This is a genomic window from Paenibacillus wuxiensis, from assembly GCF_040195695.1.
In the GTDB taxonomy this organism is placed as follows: domain Bacteria; phylum Bacillota; class Bacilli; order Paenibacillales; family Paenibacillaceae; genus Paenibacillus_B; species Paenibacillus_B suaedae.
Window position 1 is genome coordinate 159,477 of the sequence record NZ_JBEFZI010000002.1, and the last position, 18,257, is coordinate 177,733.

Sequence of the window (18,257 nt, forward strand, 5' to 3'; positions counted from 1 at the left end):
GATGCTGTGGACTGGATTCGTTCTGTAGTGATAGTTCGACAATATAACGGAATTTTCTGCACTAATATTTACTTTACAATTCACAAAATAGTTCAACAGAACCTAATTTGGATAAATATGGAATGTTATAATCATTATCAGTGATGGGTATTAATCCCATCATACTTTCTCATTCTAGGAGGGTCTGCCAATTGTTCAAGAAATTAATAATGATCACTTCGATGGCCGCTGTTCTATTTTGTAGTGCGATACTTCCGGCGACACAAGCATTTGCTGCTGCAAAACCTGCACCTGTAACATCAGTAGCCCTTAAAGTTATGGATGGACAAGTTGAAGCTTCCGGAAAATTGGGTGTGCTGGTTAGAGGTGCTCTTGGTGTAATTAAGGGATCTGTTACTACTGGTGGTGAAGTACTCTACAATGTTGCAAAATGGCTTAATAAAGATACAGCAAAATATTTTTCCAACAACTCCAGCAAAATCATTGAAGGTATCGATAATGCAATAGCCAAAATCGATACGACAAAGGATTATGCGACTGAAGACATCAGTACCATTGTTCTCGATGGCCTTCGCATGGCAGGAGTTCCTGATTCATACGGTGTAGCAATTGCTGAAGCAATTGCTACGACAGTTGACTGGCTTCTGCTGTAATTAACTTTGGTTAATTCAAAACCAATCTCCTGCCCGGTTACTACAAACCGTATGGGATTGGTTTTTGTGATATAAGCAGCTGCTTATACTTTCTTCTTTGCGACTTCTTGATATAATGTCTCCAGATGCTGCTGAGCGTCTCGAAGTTCATCTTTTCCCCTTAATGTAATATCGTATTGGGAAGCTGTTATAGTTAAATAGCCTTCGTTCGTCAGATGATCCAGCTCTTGTTTTACTTGCTGTGGACTAAATTGATAGCCGTGGCTGTTAATCTCAGGTTGGATCTCCTCAGGTGTAAGTGCATGTTGATTCGCATGATACAACAGGTGGATTCGTGTAAATGCGTTTTCAAAATCAGAATGCATGGTGAAAAATCCCCTTTTCATAAATGGTATTCAATCATAGTTATCATTGTTTTTCTATCCCTTCATTATGCATTCCCCTGATGAAACAGTTGAAATATATACCGGATCATGGTTAAACTTCTTGTAAGATCAGCTTGTATTCACTCTACAATAATCAACGGGGTATCAAACATGACAAAAACAATCTTAATTGTCGAAGACGAACATATATTGCGGGAAATTATGAAAGACTATTTTAGCAACGAAGGATACAACGTTCTAGAAGCAGGGGATGGCAAAGCAGCATTACAACTATTTCAGGAAAATAACGTGGATCTGCTTATCCTTGATATTATGCTGCCAGAATTAGATGGTTGGTCCGTATGTCGTCGAATTCGCAAAACTTCAAATGTACCGATTATTATGCTAACCGCTCGCGTCGATGAAGATGATACACTGCTTGGATTTGAACTGGGTACGGACGACTACGTTACCAAGCCTTACAGCCCACCAATCTTACTCGCTCGAGCGAAGAGATTGCTAGAAAACCGACAAATGCAAGAAATGGACAACGAAATCATCTCTAGCAGCGGCATTTCCGTCTATGTGCATGCTCGCACGGTTACTGTAGATGGAGTTAGCTGCAGCTTGACTCATACTGAATTTGAAATCCTATCATACTTAATGAAGCACAAAGGAATTATTATCACGCGCGAACAATTGATAATGAGAATATGGGGCTATGACTATGAAGGCGATGAACGGACGGTCAACAGTCATATACGGAATTTGCGTCAAAAACTAGGGGACAAATCGGATTGCATCGTTACGGTTGTTCGGTCTGGCTATAAATTTGAGGAGATAACATGAAAAAAGGGATCGTATTCAAATTATTTGTGTTAACTACCGCATTATGTTTACTTATCCTCGCCATCATTTATTTTGGCCAGACCGTATTTTTCAAGAAATATTATGTCCATCAAAAGGTAGAGAATGTGAAAGCAAGCCTTGAAGCATTCGCTCAAAACTATGCTAACCACGACAATCAGACGGTAGAGATACAGCGGCTGGAACAGGAATTTTATCGAGAGCATAATACATGGGTGACTGTGCTGGATCAATTCGGCAATATAAAAGAAAGCAATGATGACTCGATCGAAGTTGAAATAAATGGGGTTAGTGGTGGGGATTTCGCTGCCAAAACCATCACAATCCCTTTATATAGCTTTACTGATTTTCAGGGAATCCGACAAGGACATGAATTTCTACGAAAAGGAACCGACGCCGTAATTCAAGTCCTTAGAAAAGGGACAGAAGTTATTCCTTATCGAATGAGCATATATAACTTCGCACTTACGTGGGAGAATAATCAAATCGCAAAAAAAGAGCATGAGCTCTTCCCAAATGGATATGAAGGAGATAAGAGTGCTGGGAAATTCCCTATATTTTCCCTATACGGAACCATAACGAAAACGAAGCTTCCTGCAAAAAATGAACCTATACGATTTATTTATTCGAACCACCTGTTCTTAGACCGAATCAGAGCATTTCAAGCGGAATTGCTGGTGAAGAATGCAGAGGAGGCAGCAGCTACATTAGAAGGTACGTACGAAGAGAATGATATCAAATATAAACAATTTGTTATGCCTATAAAAGACAAAGAGGGGAAGGACGCCTATCTATTTGCAATGACCTCCCTGCAGCCAGTTGATGAAGCCGTACAGATGATCCAGGATTATTATCTTTATCTCATTGTATTCGTTCTGGTTCTTATATTGCTGGCCTCGTTCTATTATTCTAAAGGTATCGCAAGACCTTTATTGCGAATTAATCAAATGACAAAGAAAATAACGGAGCTGGATTTCTCTGAAAAGCTTCCGATTACTTCAAAGGATGAAATCGGGGATCTCTCCCGCAATATTAATAAGTTATCGGACAAGTTACATTCCTATATCCAAAAGCTTCAGCATGACATTGAAAAAGAAAAGCAGTTGGAGCATACACGCAAGGAATTCATTTCCGGTGTATCGCATGAATTGAAAACCCCTCTGAGTGTCATCCAGAGTTGTCTGTCGATCTTGAAGGATGGGGTAGCGAACCACAAGAAGGATTATTACTTTACTGCGATGGAAAGTGAAGTGAAGAGGATGGATCTTCTCATCGTGGACATGTTGAAATTAGCGAAATATGAATCAGGCACCTATAACATGCAATTGGACACGTTCCGTATCGATACAGTCATTGAAGAATCATGTAAGAAGCTCTCTACAGAAATTGCTGGGAAGAATTTGAGTTTACATGTATCTCTTGTTCCGGTCGAAGTCGTGGCCAATCAACTCCTCATCGGTCAAGTAATCGTCAACTTTATCACGAATGCGATACGCTACACACCTGAGGGGAATTCCATTCATATTTCCATGAATGAGAAACAGGAATCGGTGAAGGTATGTATTGAAAATACGGGTGTCCAAATACCGGCAGAGAAAATCGAGAAAATATGGGATCGCTTTTATCGTGGAGAAGCCTCCCGCCATCGTTCTACTGGGGGAACTGGCCTCGGACTGGCCATTTCCAAAAAAATATTGGAATTGCATGAAGTCGATTATGGCGCATGTAATACAATGGACGGTGTTCTCTTCTTTTTCAACCTGAAGAAAAGCAATTCTTAAATAAGCCAAACCAATTCAGATTCGTTATATATGCGAGCAGTTTCTTGACAATATCAAGAACTGCTCTTTTTTTATTTTATATCAATCTCGTCTGCACTTTATCTGCATCTCTCCACATTAGACTATTCATTGTTATGAGGTAGGAACATCACATACATCAAATTAACAAAAAATGAGTCACAGGAGAGGAAGAATATAATGTTGAACACATGGAAAACCATACTGCTGGCAGGAATGCTTGTTGTTTCCCTAACAGCTTGCGTAAATCAAAATGGGGGAACATCTTCACAGGCAGTTGATACAGAAGCGTCAGCAAACAAAGACGCAAAAACGTTAAAAGAAGCCTCAACATCAATGAATGAAAATGATGAACTGAAAGCATTATTCAACAAAAGTGTTTTCTTTGGCGACTCCATTACAGAAGGATTTATGTTTCATGATGTTTTGGACATCAGGAATGTATTTGGAGAGGCCGGAAAAACAGCCTTTTTCGCCTTAAAAGATAATGACGTGGCCAAACTGGTCGAGAGAAATCCGGAACATCTATTTATCGCACTCGGCTCAGATGACATCCTTTGGCCGACGGAGAATCCATTACAGTTCGCGATTCAACAATACGGTTTGCTGCTCGATAAAATGAAAGAGGAGCTCCCTCATACCAAAATAACGATCTTGTCGGTGACCCCGGTAACAGAGAAAGCGTTAAAAGAAGAGCCAAGGTACTCCAATATTGCCGCGTACAATCAAATGTTAAAAGAACTGGCTGGCAAAAAACAAGTGAAGTATGTAGATGTGTCCTCTATTGCTGAGCAGAATCCAGCCCTCTATGATGAGGACGGCATTCATTTCAAAGCTGAATTTTATCCGCTTTTGCTCGATTTTCTGAAAGGCGAACTGTAATACGCTTCTCATAAAGGAGGTCAACGAGCGTTGGTATTCAGCAGTCTGATTTTTTTGTACTTCTTCTTGCCGATAACCATTCTTATCTATTTTATAGCACCGAATCAGCTGAGAAATGCAATTTTGATTGTAGCAAGCTTAGTGTTCTATGCATGGGGAGAGCCTGTTTACATCTTTCTCATGCTCTTTTCAACGGTAATCGATTATGTGTATGGGCTGCTTATAGATAAATATCGGTATCGAAAAAGCACTGCTAGAGCACTGTTGGTCTGTTCCATTGTCGGAAATCTCGGGATTCTCGGATTCTTTAAATATTACGGATTTCTAGTTGAGAACATCAATTCTTTGTTCGGCTTGCATTTCGAAGTGACGACACTTCCGCTCCCTGTCGGCATTTCCTTTTACACGTTCCAGACCATGTCTTACATAATCGACGTGTATCGAGATAAAGTTCCCGTTCAGAAAAATCTCATTTCCTTCGGTACCTATGTGACGATGTTCCCACAGCTAGTTGCAGGGCCTATCGTTGCATATGGTGATGTATCGAAACAACTCGCAAACCGCCAGATTACAATATCGTTATTTGGGGAAGGAACGCAATTATTCATTCGAGGACTTGGAAAAAAGGTACTGCTTGCAAATCATATCGGCATGCTCTGGTCAAGCATCAAAGCAACAGCTATGTCTGACGTGACAGTAGCAACTTCCTGGATCGGTATCCTTGCCTTTACGTTGCAAATCTACTTTGATTTCAGCGGGTATTCGGATATGGCACGTGGTCTTGGAAAAATGTTCGGCTTTGAGCTCACAAAGAACTTCAACTATCCGTATATAGCAACCAGCGTGTCAGAGTTTTGGCGTAGATGGCATATGTCACTAGGATCATGGTTCCGAGAGTACGTATATATTCCTTTAGGCGGGAACAGGGTAGGGATCGTAAAGCAGCTTCGCAATTTGTTGGTTGTGTGGTTTCTGACCGGTTTGTGGCATGGTGCAAGCTGGAATTTTATCATATGGGGCCTTTATTTCGGATGCTTTATTGTGATGGAGAAGCTGTTCCTGCACAAATGGCTGCTGCATCTCCCTCGTGGAATAGGGAATTTATATACACTTCTCATTGTCATGGTTGGATGGGTATTCTTTGATCTTGATCGTTTATCAGCAGCCCTAGCATATGTAGAGGCTATGTTTGGCTTAGGCACACACCATTTTGTTGATAACAACACTTATTATTACTTGTCGACGAATCTCATTATATTGCTGCTTGCGATCCTGGCAGCGACGCCATTGCCGAAGAGGATGTTTTTAGCACTAAAGCAAAGATACCCATTAGGGAGCGCAATTTTATCGCCAATCCTGTATGTTCTGTTCCTGTTTCTTTCTACAGCCTATTTGGTCAATGACACGTATAATCCCTTCTTATACTTTCGATTTTAAGAAGTCGTACATCACAAAGGAGGTGATTTCGCTTGAATCGTTATGACAAGTTGTCTCAGTCTGTTGTCGCTATATTGTTTCTTTCATTAATCGGCCTTGTTCTCGTACTCAACTTGATCTTGCCGAAGCGGGAATTCTCAGAGGCAGAAAATCGGAAGCTTGAGCAGTTCCCGACGTTTTCCTTTCACAGCTTTATTTCGGGGAAGTTCACCTCCAACTTTGAAAAGTTTATAACGGATCAATTCGTAGTTAGAGATGTATGGGTTGGTATAAAGTCTAATGCGGATCAAGCGATAGGTAAAAAAGAAAGTAACGGTGTATACCTTGGCAAAGACGACTATTTAATTCAGAAATTCGCTGCTATGAAAAAAGGAGAGCTTGAAAAGAAAATCCAATCGATCAATGCCTTTCATACGGCGACACCTGAACTTAATAAGTATGTAATCCTTGCTCCGACCGCTGTTAGTGTGATTCAAAGCAAGCTCCCTAAATACGTATCTGAGAATCGAGAGCTGGATGCTCTACATACCGTAAAAACATCATTGAATCCAAGCATTCTCTATGACGATGTATACCCTGCACTGTCTTCGCATCAGAATGAATCGATCTACTATAAAACTGATCATCATTGGACAAGTAAGGGTGCTTACTATGCGTACCAACAGCTAGGCAATTGGATGGGATACAAGCCGATGAAGGAAGAGGAATTCGAGATCCGAACGGTAACGGAAGATTTCTATGGCTCCTTATATTCAAAGAGCGGATTTCGGAATTTGCACTCGGATAGTATAGATTTGTATGTACCAAAGAATGAAGGGAAGGTTACCGTCGATTATGTCGAAGAGCAACAGTCCACGAATTCGATGTATGCGATGGACAATGTGAAGAAGAAGGACAAGTACACTGTGTTTTTTAACGGCAATCATTCTCTTATTCAGTTGAAAACAAATCATCGGGAAGGGAAGAAGCTGCTAGTGGTCAAGGATTCCTATGCGAACAGCTTTGTGCCTTTTTTAACATCGCATTTCAGTGAAATTTATATGGTTGACCTTCGCTATTATGAAGGAGATGTAGCAGCGCTTGCGAGGCAGCATCAAATCCATGACATGTTGATTCTGTATAACATGAATACATTCATTGAAGATCCATCAATCAATTATTTAACGAACGAAGAAGGGTAAAGGAGGAACAGGATCATACCCATGAGCACTTATCATTATATTGCTAAAAATAAACGATTCTTCGCATTACTCCTATTCGTCATTGCGATTAGCGCAGTAGCGGGATGTGCTTCGGAGCAGTCAGACATCAACGTGTCTGCTGCCAAGATAGAGCATCAGATGAAACAATCAGTCAAGTTGGATAAGCTGAAAAAAGGGGACGCGCACAAGCTGAAGAAGCTGTACGACCTTGGTTCGGAACAAGTTGAGGACTTCCTGCTATATACTGCTTCCTCTAACGTTAGAGCGGATGAAATTGTTGTCCTTAAAGTGAAAGACGAAAGCCTAATAGACAGTGTCAAAGCAAGTATTGCACAAAGAATCGACGCTCAAGCCGTTAAATTCAAAGATTATCGCCCTGATGAATATGCTCTGCTTGAAAAACATGTACTAAAGGTGAAGTCTCACTATGTTCTGTTTGTGGTCTCAGCTGATGCTGAGCAGATCGAAAAGGCATTTGACGCGGCATTAGAGTAAACCTGCACATCGTCGTAATGGTTTTCTTGTACACTTAGCAGCAAACTTATGTTACCATCAAATAGGTATTATATTCCATAAGGACTCGTAACGTCAAAAATAGATTGTTGAGCTAACCATAAATAAATCAGTGGAGATGTCCATGATCAAAATACTTGTGGTGGATGACGAGAGCAGCATTCAGGCGGCCTTAGTTTACGCGCTGAGCAGGGAAGGTTATGAGGTGGATACAGCTGCGGACGGTCAGGAGGCGCTGGAAAAGGTGGAGACGTTCTCACCTGACGTTATGGTGCTCGATGTCATGATGCCTCGTGTAAGTGGTTATGACGTATGCCGCAAGCTGGATGGACAGCCGCGGCCTGCGATTCTGCTGCTGACTGTCAAGGATGATATTGTCGATAAAGTGCTGGGGTTGGAGCTGGGCGCTGACGATTTCATGACCAAGCCTTTTGATATGAGGGAGCTGCTGGCCAGAGTCAAGGCTCTATCACGCAGGGGAGGATATGTACATCAAATGCAGCAGGAGGATTTGCTGAGACTAGGGGATTTGACCGCAGAGATATTCAGCCGCACGGTAACTATCCAAGGAGAACTGCTGGATTTAACGCCTAAGGAATTTGATCTGCTGGTCTTGCTGATGCGCAATCCGGGGCGGGTCTATTCACGGGAAATGCTACTGGAGAAGGTATGGGATATGGATTTTGCGGGCGGTACCCGCACCGTGGACATCCATGTGCAGCGGCTGCGCAAAAAGCTGGGCAGTCACCACGGGCTTATTCAGACCGTGTACGGAATCGGCTATAAAAGCACGGGGTCACCCTAGATGACCGGAAAATTTCGGCTGGGCTTAAAGGGGAAAATGTCTTTGTTGCTCGCCCTGCTGCTCGTTTTTGTCGTAACCTGCCTGAGCGTGCTGGTGCTGAGCGGCATCCGGGAGAACCAGCGAACCATGCTGGAGCGATCTTTTACTCGACAGGTAGAATCTGCCAATCTCCGCGTTCGGGAGGAATATCTGACCGAAGACAGGATGCCGCCGGATCAGTTTATGAAGCAGTTGGGTCAACGACTGGCCGTAGATTTGGGCGCACAAAGTGGTATGGCGGTGACGCTGTATACGGTGGATGGCTCTATTGCCGGCACCTCAGTGCCATTTCAGCCACCGGCCGATGTGCAGCATGCGCTGCAAATTACAGCACAGGGGCAGTCGGCGTACATTACTGAAGGGGATCAGCTGTTGTTTCTTGCTCCTCTGTACAATGCCGAGCAGCGCCTTGGCACGGTGCAGTTTCATGCTTTGCTCACCGAGCAAAATACATTTTTCGCCCAAATTCGCCAGTTGTTTTTAGTTGTCGGAGGCATCGTGCTGGGTGTCGGTTTTCTAATCGGTTACGTGTATGTCCGGCGGCAGGTCAATGTCATTGACAAGATGAACAGGGCGGCAGCGCAAATTGGGCAAGGTGATTATCTATCGGCCCCTTCGGTAGTCAGAAAGGATGAGCTGGGTGAGCTGGCACACGGAATCTATGAAATGAGCAGAAGCATCTCTACATCAGTCGGTGCTTTGCATGAAGAAAAACAGAAGCTGCTTGAAACGGTGGGGCGACTGCGAGAACTGGAGCAGCAGCAAAAGCAGTTCATCGGCAATATCAGCCATGAGCTGAAGACGCCGTTAACCTCGATTATCGCCTACGCTGATCTGTTGAATATGTACAGCGATGATCCTGCCCTGATGGAGGATGCCGGAAGGCGCATCCATAAGGAGGCGCAGAGGCTATACAGTCTTGTGGAGAAGGCGCTGCAGCTGTCAGCGATGGATGTTTACGAGTTTGAGACACATGCGAAGGCGGTTTCGCTGCAGCCATTGCTGGAGGAAGCTGTGGCTCAGCTGCAAGGAAAGGCGGACAGCTGCAGGGTTGCGATCCATACTTCGCTTGCTGCAGGTGAGGTGTGGGCTGATCCCGAGAACGTGATGCACATCATGCTAAATTTACTGGACAATGCCGTGAAATATAACAGACCAGGCGGACACATTCACCTGCTTAACTACACTGTAACGCCAGCAGACGAAGCACACCGGATGATTATCGAGGTTGCCGATACAGGAATCGGTATACCGGAGGAAGCTGTTTCCCGCATTTTCGATCCGTTTTATACGGTCAGCAGAGACCGGTCAAGAACCAGCGGCGGAACAGGACTTGGGTTAGCGCTGGTTCGCAATCTGGCCGAGAAGCAAGGAGGAACGGTACAGCTTGCCGAGACGGGAGCGGACGGTTCGCGGTTCAGGGTTGAACTTCCACTACTTGCTCCCGGTTAGAAGTTCAATCTATACACCATGACAAAGGCGAAGCCCGGAATGAATGAAATCATCCGGGCTCTTCACAATGGGTAAGCGTTCATCCGAGTCCAGCTTTCTGAATTGTTTACAAGTTCGTTACAAGCCAGATATATTTGCGCAATATTGCCGCACTATTCTAAGGGCATGGGGGAGCTTGCAACCGGTTGGTTCGGAAGGAGACAACAACTGGATCAAGTGACCTGGGTCTGAATAACATTTTGAAGCAGGAGGACTCCGATGAAGGTTATCAACGGGAAATACCTCGCCGGACTGCTTACCACGACTTTGCTGTCAGCTGGCATCTTATTCGGCTGTAATGCAGAGCAGAAGAGCAGTACGCTGGTTACAACAGGCCAAATCAGCACCGGAGATGGAGGAGAAAAACGTGAACTGACAGTGGTCAAGGAGAGCAAACCACCCGTTGAGCAGGGAATTGCTGTTCAGCGCATACACCGGATTGATGGTGCAAATATAGAGAAATGGCTGTCAGACCATGAACTGGATATCCAGGTAACCACGTTGGAGAAGCAGGCCACCGCTGCGAAGGAAGCGCAATATAGCTACCGCCGGTTCCGTTATGATCTGGAGACAGGTGAGCAGCAGGGCATCAAGGAACAGACAGGAGCAGGTCAGGAAGAGGTCATCAAAACATTTCGATCACCTGATGGGAAATACAGCTTCATTCAGACTTGGAAGAATAAATATGAGGCCGTGAATGCGATCAAAAATATGGCTACAGGGGAGCAGCACGAAGTCGAGGTCGACAATTATATGGAAGTAGGCGGTTGGCTCAATCATGACTCCTATATTCTTGCAGCCGGCTCGATGGAGGGGCGAGGCGAGATATGGAACATATCCGTGGACGGTACCCGGGCAAAGATCGAGCTGCGGGATTCCGAAATCGAGAGCTTCACCGAATTTGCTGTGGGTAACGGAATGATTTATTACACAGATGCTAAAAGCCGCCTGAAAAGCTTCACCCCCACACGTTCTAAGCCAAACCTACTTGCAGCTGATGTCTCCACCTTAAGCCTGTCTCCTGACAGTCAGCGGATTGCCGTCTCCACGGCGGGCAGCGGCGGGCAGGGAGAATCGCGCCTGCTCATCTACGATACTGGTGGTCATTTGCAAGGCTTGCTCATTGGTAAAGGTGATGTATTGTCCCACCAAAACTGGTCTCCCGATTCCTCCAAGCTGGCCTTCGCTGTTTATACCGAGGATAAGGGCGGCATGAATGGGATTTATATTTTTGATACAGTCTCCGGTAAGGTATCCCCGCTAGGGTTACCGTATTACCCGGCATATCCGCTAAGCTGGAACCCTTCCGGCTCCAGGCTGGGTATCACCGTGGATGACAAAGAGAAGCTTGCCGTAACCCATATTGTCGATTTCAAAAAATGAATTTGTTCAATAAAAAGGAGAGATTCGTTGTGAAAAAAGTACTTCTGTCCACTATCGTATTTGGAATGACTCTATCGGGAACCGCCGGTGTATATGCCGGAAGCAAGCTCGAGAAGATCAACGCTTATCTCAATCACGGCATTATCTTTAAAGTAAACGGATCCGATCAGTCCTTAACAGACAGTAATGGCAATAGGCTGGTGCCGATCACCTATAAAAATACGACGTATTTGCCTGTGCGGGCCATTTCCGACATGACTGGAATCAATGTCGGATACGATGCCGCCAGCCAGCAGATTCGGCTGGTAACGAAGCAGACCGGCGATAGCCAGCCAGCAGGGGAATGGACAACGATCAATTACAATAAAGCACAGATTAAGGCGATCAAGGAGGCTTACGCCGATTTTGAATCCTTTGAGACGGCCTATGCGCCAAAGCAAATGGCCAAAAACGACAGCTATGTTAAAGCTGTAGCTTCGAGCGATGGAGTCAATTTACTCTTTAAGCATATGACCATTAATGTGTCGCCACGTGATTATTCCAACGACTATAAATTCAAGGAGGTAAAGCTGTCCAATGGCATCAGCGCCAAGTGGTATACACCTTCCAAAACGCCGCTGCTTGGTTTCAAACTGGATGACCGTACGGTGACGATCAGTTCCCCCGATGGTACCCTGAGCAGCAGCCAAATCGAACAGGTCGCTGTTAGTGTAGCGAAACTGACTGATAATTAATAAGATCCCCCTGATGAAGTTCAAATCAGGGGGATTTGTTTTGACACCGTTAAACCTTTAAAGAGGTGTTTACACAAAGTATCAGATAAGGTAATATATAGATGTTAAATATATAAAAAATTACCATTACAGGCCCCTTTATGGAAGGTGGTGGAGGCTTGTATCGGAGATAATCGGCGAATTCAACCCGTTGCCCATCAAGATATGTCACCTAGTATCATTAGTTCTTTACTAAGACAGAATCCTTGTTGATGAAGAGAAAGCTAAGAAGGAGGCATAATGATGGAAGAGGCTGTACGCAGCGAGAAACATATCGTGAAGAAGGCGACCTTCTCAACCGAGATACGCAAGAAGATACAAGAGCTGCAGAAGAGGAACAATTGGTATAACTTCTTCGCAATTAGTTACGACTGGCTGATTATTGCAGCAGGTATCTATCTGGCCAAAGCTTATCCAAGCTGGTGGATGTACTTGATTAGTCTCTGCATGATTGGCAGCAGGATGAGAGCCTTCGACAACTTAATGCACGAGGCCAGTCATATTTTGTTATTCGAGAACCGCAACCTGAATAAGTGGATGGCTTGCTTTTTTGTAGCATTTCCTGTCTTCACTTCCTACACGACTTATTGCAAATCACATTATATGCATCACAAGCATCTGTGGGATCCAGTACAAGACCCAGATACGAAGCGCTACGCGTTGATCGGGCTGGATAAGCCACAGGACAGTATCAGACAGTTTCTGATTCGTCACATCCTCAAGCCCTTAACCCTAACACATGTTCCTAAGTATATTTACGGTACGATTCGTGTAAACATCCTTTCCAAGGAAGAACCACGGTCAGAAAAGCTTGCCAAATCAATTTATTGGCTTACAATAATAGCAAGTAGTATTTCTTTCGGCTTTTGGAAAGAACTCTTATTATTCTGGTTTGTTCCATTGCTAACGACCTTCCAGATCTTTCGATACTGGGCTGAGATGGCAGAGCATTCCGGTCTGAAGACAGACAATGAACTGTACGCAAGCCGCAATACGTTCGGCAATCCACTTGAACGTTTTTTAATTCATCCCCACCACGACAATTTCCACCTAGTTCATCACCTATTTCCGGCTGTACCTCATTACAACTTGAAGAAAGCACATCTGCTGCTAATGGAGGACGAGGAATATAGGAAGGCGCATCACTGCACTGGATTTTTTAAATCATTTGTTCCTGGCTTCTTTAGCGCCATCGAAGACATCTGTGGAAAGCACTTTGGCCGCAATAAAAGAATAGAATAGCATCTCAGCAGGACAATAGGAGGAAGGATCTTGACTGTTGCATTTTTTCATGGCGTCGCATTAGCTTTCGGTCTCATTATTCCACTAGGGGCGCAAAATGTATTCGTATTTAATCAAGGTGCATTGCAGAAGAGATTTTCGCGTGCGTTACCCGTAATCCTAACTGCCGCATTATGTGACACCTTGCTAATCTTGCTGGCCGTGCTGGGTGTATCACTCGTTGTATTGCAGCTTGCATGGCTGCAGCTTATTCTCTTTGGTGCCGGGCTGGTGTTTCTAGTCTATATGGGATGGACCGTCTGGAAGAGTGAGCCTCCTAACACGGAGCAAGACGGGAATGTATTAAATGCCAAGAAGCAGATATTATTTGCTCTTTCTGTCTCGTTGCTAAATCCTCATGCAATCTTAGATACGATAGGCGTCATTGGCACAAGTTCATTAAGTTACACGGGAAATGAAAAGTTTGTATTTACTGTTGCTTGCGTCGTTGTATCTTGGTGCTGGTTTTTTGCGCTTGCGATTGCAGGGAAGGCCGTAGGTAAATTAGATAGCAATGGTAGGTTAATCCGTAATATCAATAAAATTTCGGCCATTATTATTTGGGCTGTTGCGATATACATAGTAAAGCAGCTGATTGAACAATTGATGGCTTGAGACTTGAAAGGCTACATGTACTTGTCGGATGACAAAAAATAGTGACGTTACAAACCGCGTAAAAGCGGTTTTTTTCTTTGATGACGTCTCCGTTTATGAATAGAACATATCTATGCAAAGTTGAAATCGACTATTCGTACTTACAAAGCACAGGAAGCCATTATCATCATGGCATCGCTGCTCGTATATTGTGCAATATCAATTCTTTACCCTTAGAGATTCATTCGATTTCATTCCGATCTTAGCAGTGAACGTCATCTCCACGACTTATGGATTTCTCGATATGATATAATTCGAATAAAAGCTCGTCAGTTGATCCAGTTCTTGTTTTACTTGCTGAGGGCTAAATTGACAGCCATGGCTGTTAATTTCAGGATGGATCTCCTCAGCTATAATTGCGTTTTGATTCGCATAACACAACAGGTGAATTCGTGTAAATGAGTTTTCGAAATCTGAATGCATGGTATAGGAACTCAATTTCATAAATGGTACTCATTACAGTTATCATTGTTTTTCTGTCCTTACATTATGCATTTCCGTTATCGTAACTTAGATTGAATTCAAATCAATAATGTGAATTTCAGCCTATCTTTCAGTAGAAGAGAAATTATTTGGAGGGGATTACTTAAAGCACCCAGTAGCACCCAGTGAATCAATTTAGTTAGGGTAGGGAACGATATGTTTTGGAATGATACGCAGGCAACAGCAGCGTTTCCTATCACAAAATGAGGAGTGACTGAAATGGCCAAACACAACGAACGTAACCGAAACGATGATACGAAACAAAACACGGCTGGTCTGGGAACTGGAGAGACTGTAGGAACAGTGAGTGGCGGTGCCGTAGGTGCTGTAGTTGGTTCCGCTTTGGGTCCTGTGGGAACCGTTGTAGGTGGTATCGTAGGCGCATCGTTGGGCAACAAGGCTGGCGATCAAGTTGATAATAATACCGGATCTGAACAGGATAAACAGGACTAGCTCCATATTTTAGTGAGAAAAATCAGGGTGCTGAGGAAACTCCGCACCCTCTATTTTTGATACAATTGTCAATATTCTCTCGATACCGTTACTATCCTCACGCTGCAATGATTAATCTAAACCACAGCTGCAGTGTTACGTATTTTGCTATAACTTGTCGTTCACGTTTCCATCAATGCTTTTAACTGTTCACATGAAACCAAATTGTACATAGATGCCGTTTTGTTCATGCAGGTGTTTTTGAAATTCATTAGCTCATGGATTTCCAACACCTCATGCGTTGCAAGTGGATTAGTCACAGCAAGTCCTCCTATCCAGTCGTACAAATTTAGGTACAGATTGAATCTTTTAAGTAATGTGCTCTATGAGAGTAGATTTATTGCTGTATACCCCTCATATATCTATAAGCAGTACATATGAGGAGGTACGATAGTGAATATATCGATTAATCACTACCTGTTAGGTTTATCATTGGCCGCTCCAAATAGCCCGATAATGCTGCTCAGATGGATCGGGGGATAAGAGGGGGATTATTGCATGCTAGGCTCGTTGGTCTTGGTGCAATGGCTGCCGAGAGAGTATTTATGCTGCTCGTTTATTTTGGAGTAATTCATTTCCTGAATATTCCGTTTACTATGGGAGAGGAATGCCAGGCGGTATTCGTGCTTAAAGGTCAGTGGTCCAGCCTATGGCATAAATCGAATAAACAAAATCGAAGTAATCGAGAAGTTGACTTTTACATCAATTTATTAATTATAATGAGGTTGTAGGCTGGTCATTGCATTTCTCAGAGGACAATCCGGATGAGACACAGATACACAATGAAACGCGGAGCTGAGCTATCTCTGCCTGATGGGTATACCTGGAACCGGTTGATTTACGTACATGGAACATATTTGACGGCAGTTTTTTCAGTTGACTTGTTTGAGTCGCGGTTGCGGCTCTTTTTTGTATTTTCCAGAGTTAATTACATGTAAACAAGCTCTGTTAATTTGATCATCAACCAGTTCACCCAAGTGAGGGAAAAGTTTTTTTCTCTTTTAATGAACCAAAATACGAGAACTGGTGAATAAGAAGTGAAAGGAAAAACGAGGAGGTCTTTGAAGTGAAAGAAAGCAATCATTATCCAATACCCAAGGAGGGAAATCCAGTTGATTTTGAAACACTTGTTCAACCTCACTTAACTAGTGCATTTCGAGTTGCTTATTTGATCGTCCATGATTACCATCTCGCTCAGGATGCCGTTCAAGAAGCTCTATGGGAAGCGTATCAATCCCTATATCGATATGATGAACGAAAAGGGACATCGTTTCGAGCTTGGTTTATGAAAATTGTGACACATCGTGCACTTAATGTAGTGCGTAGAAAGAAAAATACAGAAGAATATATGGACTCTATTGACCCTGGACAAAACCCATTGGAGAGTATTCTGCAAAGGGAGAAAGAGCAACAAATTTGGCAAGCGATTCAGTTGATGACGCCGAAGCATCGCTCTGCCGTTATTCTTTATTATTATGAAGAGTTTAGTGTAGCTGAAATTGCAAAAATCCTTGGTGTGTTTGAGGGGACGGTAAAATCAAGGCTGCATAAGGCCAGAAAGTTAATTGCTGAAAACATGCAAGTTAAGCAAGAAAAACAGGTAATTACCGAGATGGGAGTGATCATGCATGACTAATCTTGACCAACAGATTACACAAACTCTAAAAAAGGTAGCTGGAGAATTGGATCAGCCTAATTTTGTGATCCCTTACGAAGTGGCAGCCGCTAAAAGAAAAAGGTCGCGTTTACTAGGCACTTGGGTACTTCCCGTCTCCATTAGCTGCGCTCTGCTTTTAACGATTTCGGTGAGTCCTACCTTTGCGGCCTATGTTAAATCGTTATTTGATAGTTCTGATCAAGAACTGCAACATGCAGTACAGGAGGGTTTTTCACAGAAGGTAAATGCCTCTGTTACTGATCAGGGCTATACTCTTGAAATAGAGGAGATATTGGCCGATCCAATGAGAATTGTAGCCGTTTATTCGATCAAGGATCAGCAGAATAACTTTATTCATCCGGATAAGCTTCACATAAGTAACGTAGAGGTGACAGATTCGAAAGGGAATATAATTAAAGAAACTAGAATATATGGGGTACAAAACCGCGAAAATTACGGATATGTCACTCTAAAAAAACCCGGGGAAACAGAAGATCAGAAGCTTGTACTACAGTTCGAGGGAAATCAGATCGACTCTGTCGAGGGAAATTGGGCCTTGAAGATTCCTTTTGATTTAGAAAAAACAACGAAGGCTTCTCAGGTGCTGCCAATCGATAAGACGTATACCACACCACAGGGACTGCAAATCAAACTAAATAGCATTATGTATTCACCGACTGCTGCTAGTGTGGATTATGAAACGAAATGGACGGAAGAGGCAAAGAAAAGATTAGTAGAGGAAAGCAAACAAGTGAAAGGAAAAGTAGATTCAGCTGATCCTTATGTTCGCTATGATGATTTTAAGCTGAATTTCCATGTTGAAAATGAAAAAGGAGAGAAAGTAAAAGATTTAACTAGGGCGCTGGATACGCCAAGCAAGGCCTTGGGAGAATACGGTCATTTGAATCGGCAGTATGGATTTGCTCCACTGTCTCCTGATCATCAATATACGCTAGTATTGGATTCTTTAGTAAAAACAGAACCGTATGAGCTAGGCATATCATTTGAGCCAAAACAGCTTGCCGACAAACCTGTACGAGTAGATATGGATGGCAAAACGATTGAGATCAAGTCCGTATCCTTTGACGAACCATTAAATGAAGCATCTCCAAAGACTGAGAAGCACGTTACGATTTTACTAGAGGCTTATGTAAAGGATATATCCCATATTAATATAGCAGATACGATTTTAATGGATGATGACACAGATAAAATTATTAATCGTTTTGGTTGGACGATAAAAGATGAAGCGGGCAAAGTATACGATGTAACAGGTGGAGACTTTAAAATGATAGGGAAGGATGAACAAGGCAGAAACCATATCCGAATGAAATTGCAAAGCTATGACATGAAAGAACTCCCTCAAAAGCTTAGTCTTACTTCAGAATTGGCAGAAAAGAGCTATGACCTGGATTGGAAAGTAGCATTGCCAATGCCGACAGAAGACAAATAAGACACTAAGGTTTGGCGTATTTTAGGAG

At 43.2% G+C, this 18,257-nt stretch carries 17 protein-coding genes and 1 pseudogene; 17 read left to right on the plus strand and 1 reads right to left on the minus strand.

The window, feature by feature from the left end:
• Positions 1–191: 191 nt before the first annotated feature.
• Positions 192–653, plus strand: coding sequence for a YqxI family protein (locus tag ABN764_RS03990; RefSeq protein WP_446670998.1), 462 nt, complete (start codon positions 192–194; stop codon positions 651–653).
• An 83-nt stretch (positions 654–736) separates the two neighbouring features.
• On the opposite strand, the gene ABN764_RS03995 is transcribed toward ABN764_RS03990, so the two are convergent.
• Positions 737–1,018, minus strand: coding sequence for a hypothetical protein (locus ABN764_RS03995; protein WP_446670999.1), 282 nt, complete (start codon positions 1,016–1,018; stop codon positions 737–739).
• A gap of 171 nt (positions 1,019–1,189) precedes the next feature.
• Here ABN764_RS03995 and ABN764_RS04000 point away from each other — a divergent pair, with 171 nt between their 5' ends.
• The 16 genes and pseudogenes from ABN764_RS04000 (at position 1,190) to ABN764_RS04075 (ending at position 18,229) form a co-directional block, all read left to right on the plus strand.
• Positions 1,190–1,867, plus strand: coding sequence for a response regulator transcription factor (locus tag ABN764_RS04000; RefSeq protein ID WP_446671000.1), 678 nt, complete (start codon positions 1,190–1,192; stop codon positions 1,865–1,867).
• Positions 1,864–3,666, plus strand: coding sequence for a sensor histidine kinase (locus ABN764_RS04005; protein WP_446671001.1), 1,803 nt, complete (start codon positions 1,864–1,866; stop codon positions 3,664–3,666). The genes ABN764_RS04000 and ABN764_RS04005 overlap by 4 nt, the downstream gene beginning before the upstream one ends.
• Positions 3,667–3,864: 198 nt before the next feature.
• On the plus strand, positions 3,865–4,566 hold the full coding sequence (locus tag ABN764_RS04010; RefSeq protein WP_446671002.1) for a GDSL-type esterase/lipase family protein: 702 nt from the start codon (positions 3,865–3,867) through the stop codon (positions 4,564–4,566).
• A gap of 30 nt (positions 4,567–4,596) precedes the next feature.
• Positions 4,597–6,003, plus strand: a complete 1,407-nt coding sequence (locus tag ABN764_RS04015) for an MBOAT family O-acyltransferase (protein WP_446671003.1) — start codon at positions 4,597–4,599, stop codon at positions 6,001–6,003.
• Positions 6,004–6,035: 32 nt separating this feature from the next.
• Positions 6,036–7,184, plus strand: a complete 1,149-nt coding sequence (locus tag ABN764_RS04020) for a DHHW family protein (RefSeq protein WP_446671004.1) — start codon at positions 6,036–6,038, stop codon at positions 7,182–7,184.
• Positions 7,185–7,205: 21 nt separating this feature from the next.
• Positions 7,206–7,700: a DUF4358 domain-containing protein gene (locus ABN764_RS04025; protein WP_446671005.1), complete on the plus strand. Its 495-nt coding sequence runs from the start codon at positions 7,206–7,208 to the stop codon at positions 7,698–7,700.
• 142 nt (positions 7,701–7,842) lie between these two features.
• On the plus strand, positions 7,843–8,523 hold the full coding sequence (locus ABN764_RS04030; RefSeq protein WP_446671006.1) for a response regulator transcription factor: 681 nt from the start codon (positions 7,843–7,845) through the stop codon (positions 8,521–8,523).
• Entirely contained in the window at positions 8,524–10,014 is a 1,491-nt protein-coding gene (locus ABN764_RS04035) for a sensor histidine kinase (protein ID WP_446671007.1), read from the plus strand.
• 258 nt (positions 10,015–10,272) lie between these two features.
• Positions 10,273–11,436: a TolB family protein gene (locus ABN764_RS04040; protein WP_446671008.1), complete on the plus strand. Its 1,164-nt coding sequence runs from the start codon at positions 10,273–10,275 to the stop codon at positions 11,434–11,436.
• A 29-nt stretch (positions 11,437–11,465) separates the two neighbouring features.
• Positions 11,466–12,170 carry a stalk domain-containing protein gene (locus ABN764_RS04045; RefSeq protein ID WP_446671009.1) on the plus strand — a complete coding sequence of 235 codons (705 nt, stop codon included), beginning with the start codon at positions 11,466–11,468 and terminating at the stop codon, positions 12,168–12,170.
• Between the two features lie 282 nt (positions 12,171–12,452).
• Positions 12,453–13,451, plus strand: coding sequence for a fatty acid desaturase family protein (locus tag ABN764_RS04050; protein WP_446671329.1), 999 nt, complete (start codon positions 12,453–12,455; stop codon positions 13,449–13,451).
• Positions 13,452–13,481: 30 nt separating this feature from the next.
• Entirely contained in the window at positions 13,482–14,105 is a 624-nt protein-coding gene (locus ABN764_RS04055) for a LysE/ArgO family amino acid transporter (RefSeq protein WP_315746111.1), read from the plus strand.
• 741 nt (positions 14,106–14,846) lie between these two features.
• Positions 14,847–15,080, plus strand: coding sequence for a glycine zipper domain-containing protein (locus ABN764_RS04060; RefSeq protein WP_072729336.1), 234 nt, complete (start codon positions 14,847–14,849; stop codon positions 15,078–15,080).
• A 432-nt stretch (positions 15,081–15,512) separates the two neighbouring features.
• Positions 15,513–15,712, plus strand: a pseudogene (locus ABN764_RS04065) (LysE family transporter); the annotation flags it as partial.
• A 473-nt stretch (positions 15,713–16,185) separates the two neighbouring features.
• A complete protein-coding gene (locus ABN764_RS04070; protein WP_174809688.1) occupies positions 16,186–16,755 on the plus strand; it encodes an RNA polymerase sigma factor in 570 nt (189 codons plus the stop codon).
• Entirely contained in the window at positions 16,748–18,229 is a 1,482-nt protein-coding gene (locus ABN764_RS04075; RefSeq protein ID WP_446671010.1) for a DUF4179 domain-containing protein, read from the plus strand. The genes ABN764_RS04070 and ABN764_RS04075 overlap by 8 nt, the downstream gene beginning before the upstream one ends.
• Positions 18,230–18,257: the final 28 nt, after the last annotated feature.

Bases quoted from the DNA above. Each gene is read 5' to 3' on its own strand.
- ABN764_RS03995 (WP_446670999.1), bottom strand. From the start codon at position 1,018: ATGCATTCTGATTTTGAAAACGCATTTACACGAATCCACCTGTTGTAT.
- ABN764_RS04000 (WP_446671000.1), top strand. From the start codon at position 1,190: ATGACAAAAACAATCTTAATTGTCGAAGACGAACATATATTGCGGGAA.
- ABN764_RS04005 (WP_446671001.1), top strand. From the start codon at position 1,864: ATGAAAAAAGGGATCGTATTCAAATTATTTGTGTTAACTACCGCATTA.
- ABN764_RS04010 (WP_446671002.1), top strand. From the start codon at position 3,865: ATGTTGAACACATGGAAAACCATACTGCTGGCAGGAATGCTTGTTGTT.
- ABN764_RS04025 (WP_446671005.1), top strand. From the start codon at position 7,206: ATGAGCACTTATCATTATATTGCTAAAAATAAACGATTCTTCGCATTA.
- ABN764_RS04030 (WP_446671006.1), top strand. From the start codon at position 7,843: ATGATCAAAATACTTGTGGTGGATGACGAGAGCAGCATTCAGGCGGCC.
- ABN764_RS04035 (WP_446671007.1), top strand. From the start codon at position 8,524: ATGACCGGAAAATTTCGGCTGGGCTTAAAGGGGAAAATGTCTTTGTTG.
- ABN764_RS04040 (WP_446671008.1), top strand. From the start codon at position 10,273: ATGAAGGTTATCAACGGGAAATACCTCGCCGGACTGCTTACCACGACT.
- ABN764_RS04050 (WP_446671329.1), top strand. From the start codon at position 12,453: ATGGAAGAGGCTGTACGCAGCGAGAAACATATCGTGAAGAAGGCGACC.
- ABN764_RS04060 (WP_072729336.1), top strand. From the start codon at position 14,847: ATGGCCAAACACAACGAACGTAACCGAAACGATGATACGAAACAAAAC.
- ABN764_RS04075 (WP_446671010.1), top strand. From the start codon at position 16,748: ATGACTAATCTTGACCAACAGATTACACAAACTCTAAAAAAGGTAGCT.